Here is an 18,169-nt window from a genome sequence, read left to right on the forward strand (position 1 = left end):
ACCCCATGGCCCAACTCCCTGTCACACTCGGGCGAAAGCGCGACATCTTTGAAGGCCGGGAGCACATTCCTGCAGCCCATCACGGGACCCATGTTTCGCCGTCGTAAATTTTGAACGTTTGTCCAGTTTTCCTATTGAACACTCGTTCAAGTTGCACTACTCTCCTTGGATATGACCTACGCCACACCAGGGAATACCGCGGATTCTCCGGCTAACACGGTCAACCTTTCGCTTCCGAAAGAACGACGACCCGCCCTGGGCCACTGACCGGCACCAGGTAGAAGGAGAGTTTGCAGCATGACTAAAACCCACTACGACTACGTCATCGTCGGCGGCGGCAGCGCGGGTTCGGTACTCGCCAACCGGCTGAGCGAAGGAGGCCAGAGCAGCGTCCTGGTTCTCGAGGCGGGGCGGAGCGACTACCCCTGGGACCTGTTCATCCAGATGCCCGCCGCGCTGACCTTCCCCAGCGGTAACCCGCTTTACGACTGGCGCTACCAGTCGGATCCCGAGCCGTACATGGGCGGCCGCCGCGTTGCCCATGCCCGAGGCAAGGTCCTGGGCGGCTCCAGCTCGATCAACGGCATGATCTTCCAGCGCGGAAACCCCCTCGACTACGAGCGCTGGGGCGCGGACGCCGGCATGGAGACCTGGGACTTCGCCCACTGCCTTCCCTACTTCAACAAGATGGAAAATGCGCTGGCAGCGGATCCCGACGACGAGCTCCGCGGGCACGACGGCCCCCTGGTCCTTGAGCGGGGCCCCGCCAGGAATCCGCTCTTCCAGGCGTTCTTCATGGCCGCCCAGCAGGCCGGCTACCCGATGACCGACGACGTCAACGGCTACCGCCAGGAAGGCTTCGCCCCCTTTGACCGCAACGTCCACAAGGGCCAGCGGCTCTCGGCCTCCAGGGCGCACATCCGGCCCAACTCTTCCCGGAAAAACCTCACGGTCCTGACGCGGGCCCTGGCCACCAAGGTCAACTTCAAGGGCAATGTGGCAACGGGTGTAACGTACCGGCGCAACGGCAAGACCCACCAGGTGAACGCGGGTGAGGTCATCCTGGCCGGCGGAGCCATCAACACGCCGCAGCTGCTGCAGCTCAGCGGCGTGGGCGACGCAGCACACCTGAACTCGCTGGGCATCAACACCGTGGCCAACCTTCCCGGCGTCGGCGAAAACCTCCAGGACCACCTCGAGGTCTACATCCAGCACGCCTGCACCGAGCCGGTCTCCATGCAGCCGGCCCTGGACGTCTGGCGCATGCCGTGGATCGGCATGCAGTGGCTCTTCGGCCGCAAGGGCCCGGCAGCCACCAACCACTTCGAGGGCGGCGGCTTTGTCCGCTCCAACGAGGATGTTGCCTACCCCAACCTGATGTTCCACTTCCTGCCGGTTGCCGTCCGCTACGACGGACAGAAGGCCGATGCGAAGCACGGCTACCAGGTGCACATCGGCCCCATGTACTCCGACGCCCGCGGCACCCTGAAGATCAAGTCCACGGACCCAACGGTCCACCCGTCCATGGTGTTCAACTACCTGTCCACGGACCAGGACCGGCGCGAATGGGTGGAGGCCGTCCATGTTGCGCGGGACATCCTGGGCCAGTCCGCCATGTCGCCGTTCAACGGCGGGGAGCTTTCCCCGGGCCGGTCCGTGCAGACGGACGCCGAGATCCTTGACTGGGTTGCCCGCGACGCCGAAACGGCACTTCACCCGTCCTGCACAGCGAAGATGGGCCCGGATTCCGACCCCATGGCGGTGGTCAACCCGCTGGACATGACAGTCCACGGCACCAGCGGCCTGCGCGTGGTGGACGCCTCCGCCATGCCATACGTCACCAACGGGAACATCTACGCGCCCGTCATGATGCTTGCGGAAAAGGCCGCCGATCTCATTGCCGGCAAAGCCCCCCTGGCGCCGCAGCACGCAGAGTTCTACCGGCACGGGGTCAGCCCGCTCGAGCGTAACGCCGTCGCTGCCCCGGCAGGCAGGGCTTAGGCATGATTGATGCACAGGAAAAGGAGCAACCATGACCGCCACCGTTGAGCAAGTACACCAGGCCGCGGAAGCGCAGGACACCGTCAAAGGCCTGTACGTCGACGGCGCCTGGCAACAGGCGTCCGACGGCGGAACAACAGTCGTGCGCTGCCCGGCGGACGGGAGCGAGGTGGCAACCGTTGCCTCGTCCACGCCGGAGGATGCTGAGAGGGCCATCTCCAGTGCGCGCGAAGCGTTCGACAGCGGCCCGTGGCGGCGGCTCACCGACCTTGATCGGGGCGCCGTCCTTCTCCAAGTAGCAGACCTGCTTGAACGGGACAAAGCTGAATACGCCCGGGCCGAGGCGCTCGACACCGGCAAGCGGCTGGTCGAAGCCGAATACGACATCGACGACATCGCCGCATGCTTCCGGTACTACGGCAAGATCGCCGGCCTCGATGCCGGCCGGGTGATCGACACCGGCCGCCCGAACGCCATCAGCAGAGTGGTGTACGAGCCGCTCGGCGTCTGTGCCCTTATCGCCCCGTGGAATTACCCGCTCCTGCAGGCCGCCTGGAAGGTGGCCCCAGCGCTCGTTGCAGGAAACTCGTTCGTGCTCAAGCCCAGCGAGCTCACGCCCTCCACCGCCATCCTGCTGATGGAAACCCTCGCGGAAGCCGGGGTTCCCGCCGGGGTTGCAAACCTGGTGACGGGAAGCGGGTCGCGGGTCGGTGGCCCGCTCAGCTCGGACCCGCGCGTGGACCTCGTTTCCCTGACCGGAAGCCTGGCCACCGGCCAGACCATCATGGCTGCCGCCGCAGAGACGGTGAAACGCGTCGCCTTCGAACTCGGCGGGAAGAACCCCAACGTCGTCTTCGCAGACGCAGACTGGGACGCCGCCGTCGACAACGCATTGACTGCCGTGTTCCTGCACTCCGGCCAGGTTTGCTCGGCCGGGGCCCGGCTCGTCGTCGAAGAGAGCATCGCCGAGCGCTTTGTGGCCGAAGTGGTGGAACGGGCTAAGAAGATCCGGATGGGCGGACCGTTTGATCCGGAGGCCGAGACGGGGCCGCTCATCTCCGCCAAGCACCGCGATCAGGTCCACGCCTACGTCCAGGCCGGGATTGCCGAGGGCGCCGAGCTGCTGTGCGGGGGGTTCATCCCGGACGAGGGACCGCTCGCGGACGGCTTCTTCTACCCGCCCACGGTGCTCGGCAACTGCCGCTCCGGCATGAGCGTGCTGCAGGAGGAATCGTTCGGGCCGGTGCTGACCGTCGAGACGTTCCGGACCGAGGACGAGGCCGTGGCCATCGCCAACGACACGGAGTACGGGCTGGCCGGGGCGGTGTGGACCTCGGATGCCTCCAAGGCCCAGCGTGTTGCCGGAGCCCTCCGGCACGGAACAGTATGGATCAACGACTATCACCCGTACGTCCCGCAGGCGGAGTGGGGCGGTTTCGGGAAGTCCGGCATTGGCCGGGAGCTCGGCAGCGCGGGACTCAACGAATACCGCGAGGCAAAACATATCTGGCAGAACGTCCAGCCCGCGCCCAGCGGCTGGTTCGGTTCACCTGCCGGTGACGCCGGGGTGGGGGCCATCGGCTAGCAACAGCATTCGGAGAACAGCCGGGCGCCGCACGCGTGGCGCCCGGCTGCCGATACCAACCGCGTCCAACGGCGGCCGCGGGGCATCACCATCGTGCTTTTCTCATCTAGGAGTTCGGATGTTGGAACCCAGCAAGAGTACTGATTCAAGTGGCATGGACGAGTTCGGCTATGCCCAGACCCTGGACCGCAGCATCGGCAAGTTTGCCAGTTTCGCGGCCGGCGTCAGCTATATTTCCATCCTCACCGGCGTTTTTCAGCTGTTCTACTTTGGCTTCTCCATGGCCGGACCGGCCTACGCCTGGTCCTGGCCGATCGTCTTCGCCGGCCAGCTCATGGTGGCGCTCTGCTTCGCCGAGCTTGCCGGGCGCTATCCCGTGGCCGGGTCCGTCTACAACTGGGCCAAACAGCTCTCGTCAGGTACGTTCGCCTGGCTGGCCGGCTGGCTGCTGCTCATTTCCTCGATCGTGGCGCTCGGGGCCGTGGCCCTGGCGCTGCAGCTCACTCTCCCCCAGATCTGGTCCGGTTTCCAGATCATCGGTGACGGCACCGGCACGTACGATTTCGCCCTCAACGGCGTCCTGCTCGCCAGCATCATGATCTCCATCTCCACCCTTATCAACGCCTTCGGCGTCAAGCTGATGACCAAAATCAACAGCATCGGCGTCTTTGTGGAACTCGCTGCCGCCGTGCTCCTCATCCTGGCCCTGGCCTGGCATGTGGTGCGGGGCCCGGAAGTCCTTTTCAGCACCGCAGGCTACGGCATGGACCACGACCTCGGCTTCTTCGGGGTGTTCCTCATCGGTGCCATGGCCTCCGGGTACGTGATGTACGGCTTCGACACCGCCAGTTCCCTGGGCGAGGAGACCAAGGACCCGAAAAAGACCGCTCCCAGGGCCATCCTTCGGGCAATCACCGCGTCCTTCATCCTCGGCGGACTGATTCTCCTCGGCGGGCTCCTGGCCGCCCCGGATTTGAACGACCCCAAGTTGGGAAGTGCCGACGGCGGGCTGCAGTACATCGTGCTTTCGGTGCTGGGAGGCCCGTTTGGCAAGGCCTTCCTGGTGTGCATCGTGGTGGCCGTGTTCGTCTGTACCCTCGCCGTCCACGCCGCCGCCATCCGCATGATGTTCGCTATGGCGCGGGACAACAACCTGCCCTTCAGCCGCCAGCTCAGCAGAGTGCATCCCGAGCGGAAGACGCCCACGGTGGCGGCCATCGTCATCGGACTCATCGCCATCATTCCGCTGATCGTCAACGTATCCCAGCCCGCAATTTTCACCATCCTTTCCAGCATCAGCATCGTCCTGATCTACCTGTCCTACCTGCTCGTCACTGTCCCGCTGCTGCGGCGGCGCTTCCTGAAGAAATGGCCGCTGTCCGACGAAAGCCACGGAGAGGCCGGATTCAGTCTCGGCAAGTGGGGTGTTCCAGTTAATATCGTCGCGGTCCTGTGGGGCGGAGCCATGACGCTGAACCTGGTCTGGCCCCGGCCGGAGATCTACAACTCAGTGCCGCCGTTCGAGTGGTACCTGCAGTGGGGCGGGGTTCTCTTCGTCACCGCAGTCACCGTGGGCGGCGCACTCCTGTACCGCCTGAAGATCAGGCACCAGACGGGCGTCCTGGCCGAGCACGCAGCCGCGGCAGTTCGGGGAGATTCCGAGGTACCCTCCGCCCCATCGCAGGCTGATGCTCCCACCCCGCCCGTATCGGCGCCTGGCCCTGCCGCGGTCTCGCAGTCGGTGATGGACGTGGCGCGGTAGGTCCCAACCCGCAGGCACCCTGGACGAGCGTCCCTTCGCCAACCCTCCCGGGCGAAGGGACGCTCGTCGTCGTGCATCTTTACCCGAGCTCCTTGGCAGGACCTGATGCAGCTTCGACGAGGGGGAGCTCGCCATTGGGCGATCGTCCCCCTGCGACGCTCTCCCACTTAACGTCGTTTTTCCGGCAACCCTCTCCCACTTAACGAGGGTTTTCCGGGAACCCCCTCGCCCCGCTGAACAGCCAACGGCAGGCCTGTGGATAACTTCTGCAGCGTCATACGGTCTCGGGGCACAATGCCAGCATGCGAAAGCAAGTCTTGCCCCCGCCCTTGGCGAAGGCTCCCTTCACCTTCAGCTCTGCCACGGCTTCCGGCCTCACCGCGGACAGACTCCGCCGCAATGATGTGGTCAACGTGGGCCGGGGTCTTTACCGCCCCGCGGACTGGGACTTCGATCTGGAAGGCGCTGCCAGGGCGTTATCCGCTGCATCTCCCGGAGCCTGGATCTCGCACGTGACCGCGGCACGGCTCCGGTGCCAACTGCTGCCGCCGTGGCTGGCGGAGTCCACAGAGCTGCATCTCAGCAAGCCGCGTGCGCTGCCGTCGGTCCGCCGGAAGGGAATATTGGGGCATACCGTACTGGCTCTTGAAGGTGAGGTTGAAGAGGTTGATGGCATCAGCCTGAGCACCCGGTCCCGCACTTGGCTCGATCTGGCACGGATGCTGCCGCTCAATGATCTGGTGAGCATGGGTGATGAACTGATCCGTATCCCGCGGATGGATTTCGAGGGAAGGACGCAACCCTATGACACCTTGGCGGGACTGCGCATCCTGGTGGGGCGCCACCCGAATCTCCAAGGCATCGTCAGGGCCCGCGAAGCGTTGGAGCTGATGCGGGTGGGCGCCGATTCTGCCCCGGAATCGCTGCTCCGGCTGGCTATCGTCAGCGCGGGCTTACCCGAACCGGAACTTCAGGTGCCATTGCGCACCGGAGACGCGAGGTCACCGTCGGCCGATCTTGGCTACCGTCATCGACGCCTGGCAATCCAGTACGACGGCGGACATCACCTCGGAGAGGCACAGATGTTCAGCGACAGGAGACGCGACAAGGCCTTCGAAGCCGCTGGCTGGACGGTGCTTGTATTCGACAAGGAAGACCTTGCCGACGATTTTCAGCGTGCAGTGCAAGGAATAAAACGGGCACTGCGGAACGGCTGGCTTGACCATCCACAGGCATCAGGGTTTGCCAGCGGTTAAGCGGTGGCAGAAATCTCGTTCAGTAGCCCCCCTTAAAGCCGTGACGCTCCCTCGCCGTTGAACTGGTCACCGGGGTGAGAGAGCGTCGCTGGAAAAGCCGCGTTAAGTGAGAGAGCGTCGCTGGAAAAGCCGCGTTAAGTGAGAGAGCGTCCGTGGGGGAGGGCGGAATCAGCGGAGGACCACCGTGCGGTTGCCCTGCAGGATCACCCGGCCTTCGCAGTGCCAGCGGACCGCGTTGGACAGGGCCTTGCACTCGGTGTCGCGGCCGGCGGCCACCAGGTCCTCGGGCCCGTAGGTGTGGTCCACCTCAACCGTCTGCTGCGAGATGATGGGTCCCTCATCCAGCTCGCTGTTGACGTAGTGTGCGGTGGCCCCAACGGTCTTCACGCCGCGCGCGTACGCCTGGTGGTACGGCTTGGCCCCCTTGAAGCTGGGCAGGAACGAGTGGTGGATGTTGATCGCCTTCCCGTCCAGCTTGCGGGTCAGGTTGTCGCTCAGCACCTGCATGTAGCGGGCCAGCACCACAAGCTCCACGTCGAACTCGTCCACCAGCTCCAGCAGCCGGGCTTCAGCCGCAGGCTTCGTCCCAGGGGTGACCGGCACATGGAAGAACGGGATCCCGTGCCACTCCACGAGCGCCTGGTGGTCCGTGTGGTTCGAGACCACGGCCACCACGTCCACGGGCAGTTCACCAATCCGCGCCCGGAACAGCAGGTCATTCAGGCAGTGCCCGAACTTGGATACCATGATCAGCACCCGCCGCTTTGAGCCGTGCCGCTCCAGCCGCCAGCGCATCCCGAAGCGGTCGGCGACGGGACTGAAAGCGGCCCGCAGCGTGTCCACTGTTGAGGCATCGCCGTCGGACGCAAAATGCACCCGCATGAAGAAGTGCCCTTCGGAACGCTCGCCGAACTGCTGGTTGTCGATAATGTCGCACCCGTGTTCCAGCAGGAAACCGGAGACGGCGTGGACAATGCCGGGCGACTCGGAGCAGTCCAGCGTCAGGACGTGCTCCACGGTGGTCACCGGCTGGGAAACAGGGGTTTCAGTCTCAATTGCAGTCATGGCTCAGCACTCGATTACGTTGACGGCAAGGCCTCCGCGGGAGGTTTCCTTGTACTTCGTTTTCATGTCGGCTCCTGTTTCGCGCATCGTTTTGATGGCTTTGTCCAGGGATACCTTGTGGCTGCCGTCGCCGTGCAGGGCAAGGCGTGCCGCGTTGATGGCCTTGACGCTGGCGATCGCATTGCGCTCGATGCAGGGGATCTGCACCAGCCCGCCCACCGGGTCGCACGTCAGGCCCAGGTTGTGTTCAATGCCCACCTCGGCGGCGTTTTCCACCTGCGCCGGCGTCCCGCCCAGCACCTCGCAGAGTCCTGCGGCGGCCATGGAGCAGGCGGAGCCCACCTCGCCCTGGCAGCCCACCTCGGCACCGGAGATGGAGGCGTTGATCTTGAACAGGATTCCGACGGCGGCCGCGGCCAGCAGGAAGCGGACTACACCGTCGTCGTTGGCGCCGGGGACAAACTTCAGGTAGTAGTGCAGCACCGCCGGGACAATCCCCGCCGCACCGTTGGTGGGCGCGGTGACGATCCGCCCGCCGGCGGCGTTCTCCTCGTTCACGGCCAGCGCGAACAGGTTCACCCATTCCATGGCCCGCAGCGGGTCCGTCTCGCCAGTGTCCGCGGCCAGGGTCTGGAACAACGACGGCGCGCGGCGGCGGACGTTGAGCCCGCCGGGAAGGATCCCTTCCGCAGTGCAGCCGTTGTGCACGCACTCACGCATCACCGCCCACAGCTTCAGGAGTTCTTCGCGCAGTTCCGCCTCGGACCGCCAGGACAGCTCGTTGGCCAGCATCACGTCCGAGATGGACATGCCCTCGCGGCTGCAGATGGCCAGGAGTTCGTCGGCGGTGTTGAAGGGGTAGGGGAGGATGGTGGCATCTGCCACCACGCGGTCGCCGGCGTCGGCGTCCCCATCAACCACGAAGCCGCCCCCAATTGAATAGAAGCTCCGTTCGCTGAGCACGGCACCGGCATGGTCCAGCGCACGGAAGGTCATGCCGTTCGGGTGGGCCGGGAGGGACTTGCGCCGGTGCAGCACCACGTCCTCGTCCCAGTTGAAGTCCACCCGGTGGTCGCCGCAGATCCACAGTTCAGCGTCGAGCGCGGCGGCTGCAACCTGGTCATCGGCTGTGGAGGTGTCCACCGTTTCGGGGTCCAGGCCCTTGAAGCCCAGGACCACGGCCTTGTCCGAGCCGTGGCCCCGCCCGGTGGCGCCGAGCGAGCCGAACAGTTCGGCCTGGACCCGGGTGGTGGAGCTCAGGTGTCCGTCGCCTTTCAGTCCGTCGGCGAACAGCTTCGCTGCCCGCATCGGGCCGACCGTGTGTGACGAGGACGGCCCGATGCCAACGGAGAACAGGTCGAGGACGCTGAGTGCCATGTCAGGGGACCTCTGGGGAGGCGTACTCCCGCATGGCGTCCAGGAGCCAGCGGCCCAGGAAATCGGCAAACGAGGCACGGGGGAAGATCCGGAACGACTCGTCGCCGGTTTTCCAGAGGACGGCCGGGATGTTGCCAATCTCTGTGGACAGGGCCGTGCCTGCCTGCAGGACACTGGGGTGCAGGTCCAGGGAGCAGCCCTTTTCCAGAACGGCCCGGGCCCGCGGACCGCTGAGTTCAAAGGTGGTGCGGTTGGCGGAAAGATCTACCACCTGCCCAGCGTCGCCGCCCAGTGCCTCGCGCAGTGCCTGGATCAGGTCACCGCCCAGGGACTCGTGGGCTTCGGTGGGCGCCACCACCAGGAACTCCTCGGGTCCGAGCCACAGGACCGAAGTGTCCCCGGTCCCGCTGACGCTGCCGCAGCCTGCGGGCAGGCCGCCGGTGACGGAAGCCACGCGCTGACCGGCCCCGCTGTTCCGGTTGACCCGCAGGCCCACCATGGTCAGGAACGGCACTTCACGAAGTTCCACGACGCCCCGGACAGAGCCGGCTTCGAAAGCTGCGCCGAGCGGTGCTGCCGGGCTGACGCGCAGGGAGAGGTTCTTCTGGGCGGAGTTTGCGGGTGCTGCTGTTTCAGCCATCTTTGCGGGTCCCTTCGGGGTCAAAAAGTACGGTTTCGGCGACGACGACGTCCACGAGCTGGTCGCCCGCGGCTGCCACCAGGGTCTCGCCGATCCGGTTGCGGCCGTTCTTGATCAGTGCCAGGCCGAACGACCGGCCCAGTGCTGCGCTGTGGTAGCTGGAGGTGACGAAGCCTTCCATCGGAACCGGGCCGTAGGCCGGGTTGGTGGAACGGCCCTTCTCCACGAGCTGGGTGCCTTCGGGCAGCCTGAATCCGCCATCTACCGGCAGGACGCTCACCAGATGCTTGCGGTCCCCGCGCTGTGCGTCAGTGCGGGAGTAGGAGCGCTTGCCGATGAAGTCCTTGGCCTTGGAGACGATCCATTCCATGCCGGCATCCTGCGGAGTCACGGTTCCGTCGGTGTCCTGGCCAACGATCGGGTAGCCCTTTTCGGCGCGGAGCACGTGCATGGTTTCCGTGCCGTAGGGGGTGATGTTGAACTCGGCCCCGGCGGCTGCCACGGCTTCCCACGTGTTCAGTCCGTACCAGGATGGCACGTTGATCTCGTAGGCGAGTTCGCCGGAGAAGGAAATTCGGCAGACCCGGGCGCGGACGCCGGAGGCCAGGGTGGTTTCTCGGAAGGTCATGAAGGGGAAGGCTTCGGCTTCCAGCCCGCCGTTGGCGGCCAGTTCCGGCGCCACCCTGGCGAGGACCTCGCGGGACTTGGGTCCGACGACGGCAATGGTGCTCCACTGCTCCGTCACCGAGGTGCAGTGCACGTCCAGTTCCGGCCACTCGGTCTGCAGCCATTCCTCCAGCCAGTCCAACACCTTTGCGGCGCCGCTGGTGGTGGTGGTCATGAAGTAGGTTTCCTCGTCCAGGCGCAGGGTCACACCGTCGTCGAAGATCATGCCGTCAGGCGTGCACATCACGCCGTAGCGGGCCGAACCCGGGGCGAGCTTCTTGAACGCGTTGGTGTAGATGCGGTTCAGGAACTCGCCGGCATCCTTGCCGCGGATCTCGATCTTGCCCAAGGTGGTGGCGTCCATGAAGCCGACGGATTCCCGGACGGCGGCGCACTCGCGCAGCACGGCCGTGTCCATGTCCTCCCCGGCCTGCGGGTAGTACCAGGGGCGCTTCCACTGCCCGACGTCCTCGAACAGGGCGCCCTTGGCAACATGCCACGGGTGGATTGAGGTGACGCGGGCGGGGTCGAACAGCTCGCCGCGCTGGCGTCCGGCCAGTGCCGCGAAGGCCACCGGGGTGAAGGGCGCGCGGTAGGTGGTGGTACCGATGTCACCAATGCCGCGGGAAGCTTCGCCCGCGGTCCGGAGCGCAGCAGCAATCACGCCGATCGCGTTGACGCCGGAGGTCTTGCCCTGGTCGTTGGCGGTGCTGATGGAGGTGTACCGCTTGATGTGCTCCACGGAGCGCATGCCCGCTCCCGTGGAGCGCAGTACATCAGCTACAGACTGGTCGCGCTGGAAGTCCACGAAGTGGTGGTGCCACTCGTCCGGGGTGCCCTGCTCACCGGGGACCAGCCACAGCTGGCGCGTGGGAGCGGAGGCTTTCGGCTCACCCAGCGGAGCAGGTTCGACGCCGGTGCTGAAGCCGGCTGCGATCGCCGCGGAGGCTCCCGCAGAGACACCTTCGGCGAGGCAGTCGGTCAGCCCAAAGCTGCCGCGCCCCGAACCCACGATCTGCTGGTTGGGGACCACGGTGCTGGGCACAAAGGCCGCCAGCTCGTCGTCCCAGCGCAGCTTGCCCTGCCGCTGCGAGTGCAGGTGCACCAGCGGGCTCCAGCCGCCGGACACAGCCAGCAGGTCGCAGGCGATCTGCTCGATGCCCGAGGTGAGTTCGCCGTCGTCGTTGATGCTGCGGACGGTGATCCCGTCCAGCCGGCCCGTTCCGTCAGCGGAGGTGTTCGCCACTGCGCTGCCGATCAGCACGCGGGTGCCGGCCTCGACGGCGGCGGCAGCAACTTCGGTGAGCTGCGGACGGGCGTCCACCACGGCAGCGATCTTGACACCGGCAGCGCGAAGGTCAGCCGCCAGGGCGTAGGCACTGTCGTTGGTGGTGCTGATGACCACGCGCTTGCCCGCGGCCACGGCGTAGCGGTTCAGGTAGCTGCGAACGGCCGAGGCGAGCATGATGCCGGGACGGTCGTTGTTCTCGAACACCAGCGGGCGTTCGTGGGCGCCGGGGGCCAGGACCACCTGGTTGGCACGGATGTGCCAAATGCGTTGCCGGGAAACGCCCGGGGCGGCAGGGGAGGACAGGTGGTCGGTGCGGTTCTGGACGGCGATGACGTAGTTGGCGTCGTAGGCGCCGAAGGCGGTGGTGCGGTTCAGGACGGTGGATTCGGCGCCCGAAACGAGCTCCGCCTCGACATCGGCCACCCATTCCAGGGCCGGCTTGCCTTCGATGGTCTCCGCCAGTTCCGGGGACGTGGAACCGGAGAGGAGGGATCCGCCCAGTTCGGGCTGGTCATCCAGAAGCATCACGCGGGCGCCGGAGCGGACTGCCTCGCGGGCGGCGGCCAGGCCGGCGGGGCCCCCGCCGATCACCAGGACGTCAGTGTGGACGTACTTTTTGTCGTACTCGGCGCGGTCCTCGGCCGGGTCCAGCTTGCCGAGGCCGCTCAGGAACTCCGCCTTCAGGCCGTCCACCAGGGTGACGGTGGTGGCGGGGAGCATGGACTCGGCCACGTGGCCGGGGAAGCGTGGCTGCACCTTGACCAGCGCATTGGCTTCCTCCACGCCGGCGGACAGGATGCCGCGGGGGCGGTCCTCGTAGAGGGAGCTGCCCGCGGCCACACGGCCGTTGGCCAGCAGGGCGGAGGCGAGGGTGTCACCCGGGTGGCCGGTAAATTCTTCGCCGTCCACAGTGAAACGCCAGGAGATGGTGCGGTCGATGCGTCCGCCGGCGGCGAGGCGGGCGTTCTGGGAAGTCGCGGGATTCTGGGGAGTCACGGGGTTGCTCCTTCCGGGGCGGTGGTGCTGGAGATGCTGGTGGGGGAGCTGCTGGTGCCCGAGATATCAGGAGAAGCGCTTCCGGTGGTGGTGCTGTCAGCGGCGGTGCTGGCAGTGCCGGTGTCGGCGGTGACCTTGCCGGCGGCATCGGGACGGGGTGAACCCATCGGGTAGATCGCCTGGATCTCGTAGGTGACCGTGTCCCGGAGCATGTTGAACCACTGGCGGCAGCCGGTGCTGTGCAGCCAGCGCTCGGCGAAGGCGCCCTTGGTGTTGTCGCGGTAGAACAGGTACTCGGCCCATTCGCGGTCCGTGAGTTCATTCGGGTTTTCCGGGTAGGCCACATGGGCCTGGCCGCCGTAGTGAAACTCGGTTTCGTCCCGGGAGCCGCAGTTGGGGCAGGAGATGAGCAGCATGTGCGTCTTCTTTCTAAAGAGCGTCGGGCAGCTAGTGGGCGACGGCGGCAGCGCCGTGTTCGTCGATCAGGGCGCCGGTTTCGAAGCGCTCCAGTGCGAACGGCTTGTTCAGCCTGTGCGGCTCGCCCGTTGCGATGTTGTGTGCGAAGGTCATGCCGGCAGCCGGAGTGGCCTTGAAACCGCCGGTGCCCCAGCCGCAGTTGACGAACATGTTCTCCACCGGGGTGTTGCCCACGATCGGGGAGGCGTCCAGCGTGGTGTCCACGATGCCGCCCCAGGTCCGGAGCACGTGGGCCCGGGCAAAGATCGGGAACAGCTCGACGGCGGCAGCCATCTGGTGCTCGATCACGTGGAAGGAGCCGCGCTGGCCGTAGCCGTTGTAGGAGTCCACGCCGGCGCCCATCACCAGTTCGCCCTTGTGGGCCTGGGAGACGTACACGTGCACGTGGTTGGACATCACCACCGTGGGGTGGACGGGCTCGTGCAGTTCGGAAACCAGGGCCTGCAGCGGGTGGGACTGGATGGGGAGCCGGAAGCCTGCCATTTCGGCCAGGACCGAGCTGTGGCCGGCGGCGGCGAGGCCCACCTTTTCGGTGTTGATGGTGCCGCGGTTGGTCTTGACGCCCACCACGCGGTTGCCGTCCTTGACGAAGCCGGTGACTTCGCAGTTCTGGATAATGTCCACGCCCATCTCGTCGCACTTGCGGGCGAAGGCCCAGGCCACGTGGTCGTGCTTGGCGATGCCTGCGCGCGGCTGGTAGGTGGCGCCCATCACGGGGTAGCGAATGTTGTCGCTGATGTTCAGGATGGGGCAGAGTTCCTTGACCTGCTGCGGGTCCAGCCACTCGGCGTCGACGCCGTTGAGCTTGTTGGCGCCCACGCGCCGCATGCTTTCGCGCACGTCACCGAGGGTGTGGGCCAGGTTCATCACGCCGCGCTGGCTGAACAGGAAGTCGTATTCGAGCTCCTCCGGCAGGATCTCCCAGAGCTTGAGGGCGTGCTCGTAGATGGCGGCGCTCTCGTCCCAAAGGTAGTTGGAGCGGATGATGGTGGTGTTCCGGGCCATGTTGCCGCCGGCCAGCCAGCCCTTTTCCAGAACGGCGATGTTGGTCATGCCGTGGTTCTTGGCCAGGAAGTACGCGGTAGCCAGGCCGTGCCCGCCGCCGCCCACGATCACAGCGTCGTAGGAGGACTTGGGCTCGGGGTTGCGCCAGAGAAAGTCCGGGTGCTCGGGGAGGAGATCTGCGCTCACTGGGCCGCTCCAATCATGTCTGCTTCAAAGGCGGCAATCTCGGCGTCGCCGTTGAGGTGGGGGTAGAGGGGGAACTGTTCGGCAAGGGCCGTCACCCGGGCGCGGAGTTCGACGGCGGTGTTCCCGTCCAGGGTGCCAGCGCCGTCGGTGCGGTCGCCCGCAGCGGCGATGAGCGCCGTCGCGATAATGTCCGCAACCTCGGTGAATTCCTTGGCGCCGAAGCCGCGGGTGGCAAGCGCCGGGGTGCCGATCCGGAGTCCGGAGGAGACCATCGGCGGGCGGGGGTCGAAGGGGACGGCGTTGCGGTTCACGGTGATGCCGATCTTGTGCAGGACGTCTTCGGCCTGCTGCCCGTCCAGTTCGGAGTTCCGCAGGTCCACCAGGACCAGGTGCACGTCGGTGCCGCCGTTGACCACGGAGATTCCTGCCGCGGCAACGTCGTCCTGGAGGAGCCGTTCCGCCAGGAGCTTGGAACCCTGCAGGACGCGTTCCTGGCGTTCCTTGAACTCCGCGCTGCCGGCAAGCTTGAAGGCTACGGCCTTGGCGGCGATGACGTGCTCCAGCGGGCCGCCCTGCTGGCCGGGGAAAACGGCGCTGTTGATCTTCTTGCCGTACTGCTCCTTGGCGAGGATTACGCCGCCGCGCGGGCCGCCGAGGGTCTTGTGCGTGGTGGTGGTGACAACATCGGCGTACGGGACCGGGTTCGGGTGCAGGCCTGCTGCGACGAGGCCGGCGAAGTGTGCCATGTCCACCATGAGGTAGGCGTCCACCAGGTCTGCGATGCGGCGGAATTCGGCGAAGTCCAGCTGGCGGGAGTAGGCGGACCAGCCGGCCACGATCAGGCGGGGGCGGTGCTCGAGGGCCAGGGCCTCGACCTCGGCCATATCGATCCGCAGGTCCGATTCGCGGACGTGGTAGGGAACCACGTTGTAGAGCTTGCCGGAGAAGTTGATGCGCATGCCGTGGGTGAGGTGGCCGCCGTGGGCCAGGTCCAGGCCCATGATGGTGTCGCCCGGGTTCAGCAGGGCGAACATGGCGGCGGCGTTGGCCTGGGCGCCGGAGTGCGGCTGGACGTTGGCGAACTCGGCGCCGAACAGCGCCTTCACGCGGTCGATGGCCAGCTGCTCCACCACGTCAACGTGTTCGCAGCCGCCGTAGTAGCGCTTGCCCGGGTAGCCCTCGGCGTACTTGTTCGTAAGGACCGAACCCTGCGCCTCCATGACGGCGGACGGGGCGAAATTCTCGGAGGCAATCATTTCCAGCGTGGACTGCTGGCGCACCAGCTCCTGGGCGATGGCCTGCTGGACCTCGGGATCGACTGCGGAAAGTCGCTCGTTCAACTGCTCAACCACGGATGCTCCTTTGAAATACCACTTGTTCAATGACTGATATATCAGTGTGAGAACAATGGTATGATTACGGTCACAGCAGAGTCAATAGCTGGACCGAAAGCGGCTGGAAGCTACCGCTTTGGACTTGAGCGGGTTTCGAAGAACGGAGCGTTGCCTTGAATGCACTTCTTGCCCTGGCCCCTGCGGAGGAGGAAGCCCCCTCTCAGGCGGAGGCCGCATACCGGCAGCTGCGCGACAAACTGATCATGCTGGAGATCCGCCCGGGTGAGCCCATCAATGACGGCCAGCTGGCGGCGGAGCTGGGCTTCAGCCGCACGCCGGTGCGCGAGGCGATCAAGCGGCTTGAGGTGGACCACCTGGTGGTTTCCTATCCCCGCCGGGGCACGTTTGCAACCAATGTGGACTTCACGGAGCTGGCGGACGTGTCAGAAATCCGGGAACTGCTGGAGCCCCTCGCCGCCCGCAGGGCTGCAGACCGCGCCAATGAAAGCATGCGCCGCGAACTGTTGAAAGTGGCCGACGCTATTGCCGGCATCGATCCGGGCACGGGCGAGTCGCGGGACCTGATGCGCTATGACCTCATGGTGCACCGGCTGATCTACAAGGCGGCAGCCAACCCGCACCTGGAAGACACCCTGATCCGCTACGACAACCTGGCCACCCGCATCTGGTGCGTGGTGCTGGACAAGGTTCCCTCCGTGACCGGCCACATCACTGAACACGTGGACCTGCTCAAAGCGGTGGCGGCCGGCGACGCGGACAAGGCAGGAGAGCTCGCCCTGCACCACGTCACGAGCTTCGAGGAAACCATCCGCAAGATTCTCTAGCCGCCAGGACGCTCCATCACTTCCCGGGGCTTTTACCGGAACGCTCTATCACTTACTGCCGCAAAATCCAGGACGCCCTCTCAATCGATAGGAGGCGGGTCTAAGACTGCTGCAGGACGTGAAAGAGGGTTTCCTTAAAGGCCGCAGCAAATGATAGAGGGATCGCCAAAAGGCCGCAGCAAGTGAGAGAGGGTTTCAGGCACGACGGCGGCCCCCACGGAAGGCGGGGGTCGCTGCGGTTGCGGGAGGTCCGGGGCGCTGGAGCTAGATGATCGCGGCCTTCAGTTCCTTGGCGGCGAGGGCGGGATCGTCGGCGCTGTAGATGGAACCGCCGACGACGGCCACGTCAGCACCAGCGCGCTGCACGGCTTCGATGGTGGAAAGGTTCACGCCGCCCGCCACGGAGAACGGCACGCGGGCTTCTTCGCCGGCGCCCAGCAGTACATCCAGGTTGTAGCCGGGCTTCGCCTGCTCGTCCAGGCCGGCGTGGAACTCGACGAACTTCGCGCCCAAGGCACGGGCTTCCTTGGCACGAGCCACCTTGTCCGCAACGCCGATCAGGTCCACCACAATGCCCTTGTTGTGGGCCTTGGCGGCCCTGACGGCGCCCGCGATGGTGGAGTCGTCGGCGCTGCCGAGGACGGAGACCAGGTCAGCGCCGGCGGTGAAGGCGATTTCGGCTTCCAGTTCGCCGGCATCCATGGTCTTCATGTCCGCGAAGACAATCTTGTCCGGGTGGGCGGTCTTGACGGCGCTGACGGCGGCCAGTCCGGCGTTCTTCACCAGCGGCGTGCCCAGTTCGATGATGTCCACGTACTCGGCGACTTTGCCGGCCAGGTCGAGGGCGGCTTCGACGGTGAGGACGTCCATGGCTACTTGCAGCTTCATTCTATTTCTCTTTCAGGTTGGGTAGTGCGGGTTTGGAAACGGGTAGGTGGGGACGGGGAATTTATTCGAGGTTGGCGTGGCGCTGCCACAGGTCCTCCGGAGCGGCGGCGTCCTCGTCCCACAGGCTCTGGAACACTGCCTCCGTGGTGGCAAACAGCGCCTGCTCGAACAGACTGCCGGAATACTGCCGGGTCACTGCCGAATTGTGGTCCGTCTTCTGTGCTGCAGGGATGAGCACTACGGCGGCGGCCGCTACGGCGAGCGGGGAACCTTCGCTGGTGGTGTAGGCAGCCACCCGGGCTCCCTGCGCGACGGCGGTTTCCGCAGCTCTTACCACCCCGGCCGTGGTGCCGGATCCGGAGGCCGCGAGCAACAGGTCGCCGGCACGGATGGCCGGTGCGGTGGTCTCGCCCACCACGTGCACCGTCAGGCCAAGGTGCATCAGCCGCATCGCCGCCATCTTTAAAACCAGGCCGCTGCGGCCTGCGCCGGTGACGAAGATCCTGTCCGCCAGCCGAAGCTCGGTTACCAGGGAAGCCACCTCTGCCGGGTCAACGCGCTGGAAAACGTCGCTGATCTCGTCCAGGACAAGGATGCGGTTGCGGTCAAAGGCCCTGCCCGTTCCGGTCAGGGCTGCCCCGGCCAACGCAGCCGGATCTGTTTCTGCAATCGTGCTCATGCGCCTACCTCCTCGGACGTTGTGACCCTCCAATGCTCACCCGTCCAATGGGTGGGTCCAACGCCGCCACCGGGCAGTCATACCCGCCCGAAAGGGTAGGTGTGGAAGCCGGTGAA

General features: G+C 65.9%; 14 protein-coding genes. 5 read left to right on the top strand and 9 right to left on the bottom strand.

The genetic code is table 11. From position 1 onward, the window contains the following. Nucleotides 1-297: 297 nt before the first annotated feature. From betA to FDW81_RS01855, 4 genes are all read left to right on the top strand, one after another. Nucleotides 298-2,001 (top strand): choline dehydrogenase, encoded by a 1,704-nt coding sequence (betA, locus tag FDW81_RS01840; protein WP_138132426.1) that lies wholly within the window; start codon nucleotides 298-300, stop codon nucleotides 1,999-2,001. A gap of 31 nt (nucleotides 2,002-2,032) precedes the next feature. Then, complete coding sequence (locus FDW81_RS01845; RefSeq protein ID WP_138132427.1) at nucleotides 2,033-3,586, top strand: aldehyde dehydrogenase family protein; 1,554 nt, start codon at nucleotides 2,033-2,035, stop codon at nucleotides 3,584-3,586. 118 nt (nucleotides 3,587-3,704) lie between these two features. Then, nucleotides 3,705-5,348 (top strand): APC family permease, encoded by a 1,644-nt coding sequence (locus tag FDW81_RS01850; RefSeq protein ID WP_240719844.1) that lies wholly within the window; start codon nucleotides 3,705-3,707, stop codon nucleotides 5,346-5,348. 302 nt (nucleotides 5,349-5,650) lie between these two features. Beyond that, nucleotides 5,651-6,604 carry a DUF559 domain-containing protein gene (locus tag FDW81_RS01855; protein WP_138132428.1) on the top strand — a complete coding sequence of 318 codons (954 nt, stop codon included), beginning with the start codon at nucleotides 5,651-5,653 and terminating at the stop codon, nucleotides 6,602-6,604. Between the two features lie 168 nt (nucleotides 6,605-6,772). Here the strand turns inward: FDW81_RS01855 and purU are convergent, their stop codons facing one another. Genes purU through glyA form a run of 7 tightly spaced genes read right to left on the bottom strand, consistent with a single transcriptional unit; the run spans nucleotide 6,773 to nucleotide 15,659 of the window. Then, nucleotides 6,773-7,669 (bottom strand): formyltetrahydrofolate deformylase, encoded by an 897-nt coding sequence (gene purU, locus FDW81_RS01860; RefSeq protein WP_138132429.1) that lies wholly within the window; start codon nucleotides 7,667-7,669, stop codon nucleotides 6,773-6,775. A 3-nt stretch (nucleotides 7,670-7,672) separates the two neighbouring features. Next, complete coding sequence (locus FDW81_RS01865; protein WP_138132430.1) at nucleotides 7,673-9,046, bottom strand: L-serine ammonia-lyase; 1,374 nt, start codon at nucleotides 9,044-9,046, stop codon at nucleotides 7,673-7,675. A 1-nt stretch (nucleotide 9,047) separates the two neighbouring features. Beyond that, nucleotides 9,048-9,686, bottom strand: a complete 639-nt coding sequence (locus tag FDW81_RS01870) for a sarcosine oxidase subunit gamma (RefSeq protein WP_138132431.1) — start codon at nucleotides 9,684-9,686, stop codon at nucleotides 9,048-9,050. Next, nucleotides 9,679-12,639: a sarcosine oxidase subunit alpha family protein gene (locus FDW81_RS01875; protein WP_138132432.1), complete on the bottom strand. Its 2,961-nt coding sequence runs from the start codon at nucleotides 12,637-12,639 to the stop codon at nucleotides 9,679-9,681. Before FDW81_RS01875 ends, FDW81_RS01870 begins: the two co-directional genes overlap by 8 nt. Then, nucleotides 12,636-13,055, bottom strand: coding sequence for a sarcosine oxidase subunit delta (locus FDW81_RS01880; protein ID WP_138132433.1), 420 nt, complete (start codon nucleotides 13,053-13,055; stop codon nucleotides 12,636-12,638). Before FDW81_RS01880 ends, FDW81_RS01875 begins: the two co-directional genes overlap by 4 nt. A gap of 31 nt (nucleotides 13,056-13,086) precedes the next feature. After that, nucleotides 13,087-14,307, bottom strand: coding sequence for a sarcosine oxidase subunit beta family protein (locus FDW81_RS01885; RefSeq protein WP_138132434.1), 1,221 nt, complete (start codon nucleotides 14,305-14,307; stop codon nucleotides 13,087-13,089). Then, nucleotides 14,304-15,659 carry a serine hydroxymethyltransferase gene (gene glyA, locus FDW81_RS01890; protein ID WP_138132435.1) on the bottom strand — a complete coding sequence of 452 codons (1,356 nt, stop codon included), beginning with the start codon at nucleotides 15,657-15,659 and terminating at the stop codon, nucleotides 14,304-14,306. The genes FDW81_RS01885 and glyA overlap by 4 nt, the downstream gene beginning before the upstream one ends. 155 nt (nucleotides 15,660-15,814) lie before the next feature. On the opposite strand from glyA, the gene FDW81_RS01895 reads away from it, so the two are divergent. After that, nucleotides 15,815-16,486: a GntR family transcriptional regulator gene (locus tag FDW81_RS01895; protein WP_138132436.1), complete on the top strand. Its 672-nt coding sequence runs from the start codon at nucleotides 15,815-15,817 to the stop codon at nucleotides 16,484-16,486. Nucleotides 16,487-16,750: 264 nt separating this feature from the next. On the opposite strand, the gene hxlA is transcribed toward FDW81_RS01895, so the two are convergent. Together hxlA and hxlB are read right to left on the bottom strand one after the other, a co-directional pair. Continuing rightward, nucleotides 16,751-17,374, bottom strand: coding sequence for a 3-hexulose-6-phosphate synthase (gene hxlA, locus FDW81_RS01900; RefSeq protein WP_138132437.1), 624 nt, complete (start codon nucleotides 17,372-17,374; stop codon nucleotides 16,751-16,753). Between the two features lie 61 nt (nucleotides 17,375-17,435). Continuing rightward, nucleotides 17,436-18,053 (bottom strand): 6-phospho-3-hexuloisomerase, encoded by a 618-nt coding sequence (gene hxlB / locus FDW81_RS01905; protein ID WP_138132438.1) that lies wholly within the window; start codon nucleotides 18,051-18,053, stop codon nucleotides 17,436-17,438. Nucleotides 18,054-18,169: the final 116 nt, after the last annotated feature.

Origin of the sequence: Pseudarthrobacter sp. NamB4 (genome assembly GCF_005796185.1) — a bacterium.
Classification (GTDB): domain Bacteria; phylum Actinomycetota; class Actinomycetes; order Actinomycetales; family Micrococcaceae; genus Arthrobacter.

Coding starts and splice junctions, on each gene's coding strand:
- FDW81_RS01845 (WP_138132427.1), top strand. CDS start 2,033: ATGACCGCCACCGTTGAGCAAGTACACCAGGCCGCGGAAGCGCAGGAC.
- betA (WP_138132426.1), top strand. CDS start 298: ATGACTAAAACCCACTACGACTACGTCATCGTCGGCGGCGGCAGCGCG.
- FDW81_RS01880 (WP_138132433.1), bottom strand. CDS start 13,055: ATGCTGCTCATCTCCTGCCCCAACTGCGGCTCCCGGGACGAAACCGAG.
- FDW81_RS01865 (WP_138132430.1), bottom strand. CDS start 9,046: ATGGCACTCAGCGTCCTCGACCTGTTCTCCGTTGGCATCGGGCCGTCC.
- FDW81_RS01870 (WP_138132431.1), bottom strand. CDS start 9,686: ATGGCTGAAACAGCAGCACCCGCAAACTCCGCCCAGAAGAACCTCTCC.
- hxlA (WP_138132437.1), bottom strand. CDS start 17,374: ATGAAGCTGCAAGTAGCCATGGACGTCCTCACCGTCGAAGCCGCCCTC.
- hxlB (WP_138132438.1), bottom strand. CDS start 18,053: ATGAGCACGATTGCAGAAACAGATCCGGCTGCGTTGGCCGGGGCAGCC.
- FDW81_RS01850 (WP_240719844.1), top strand. CDS start 3,705: ATGTTGGAACCCAGCAAGAGTACTGATTCAAGTGGCATGGACGAGTTC.
- FDW81_RS01855 (WP_138132428.1), top strand. CDS start 5,651: ATGCGAAAGCAAGTCTTGCCCCCGCCCTTGGCGAAGGCTCCCTTCACC.
- purU (WP_138132429.1), bottom strand. CDS start 7,669: ATGACTGCAATTGAGACTGAAACCCCTGTTTCCCAGCCGGTGACCACC.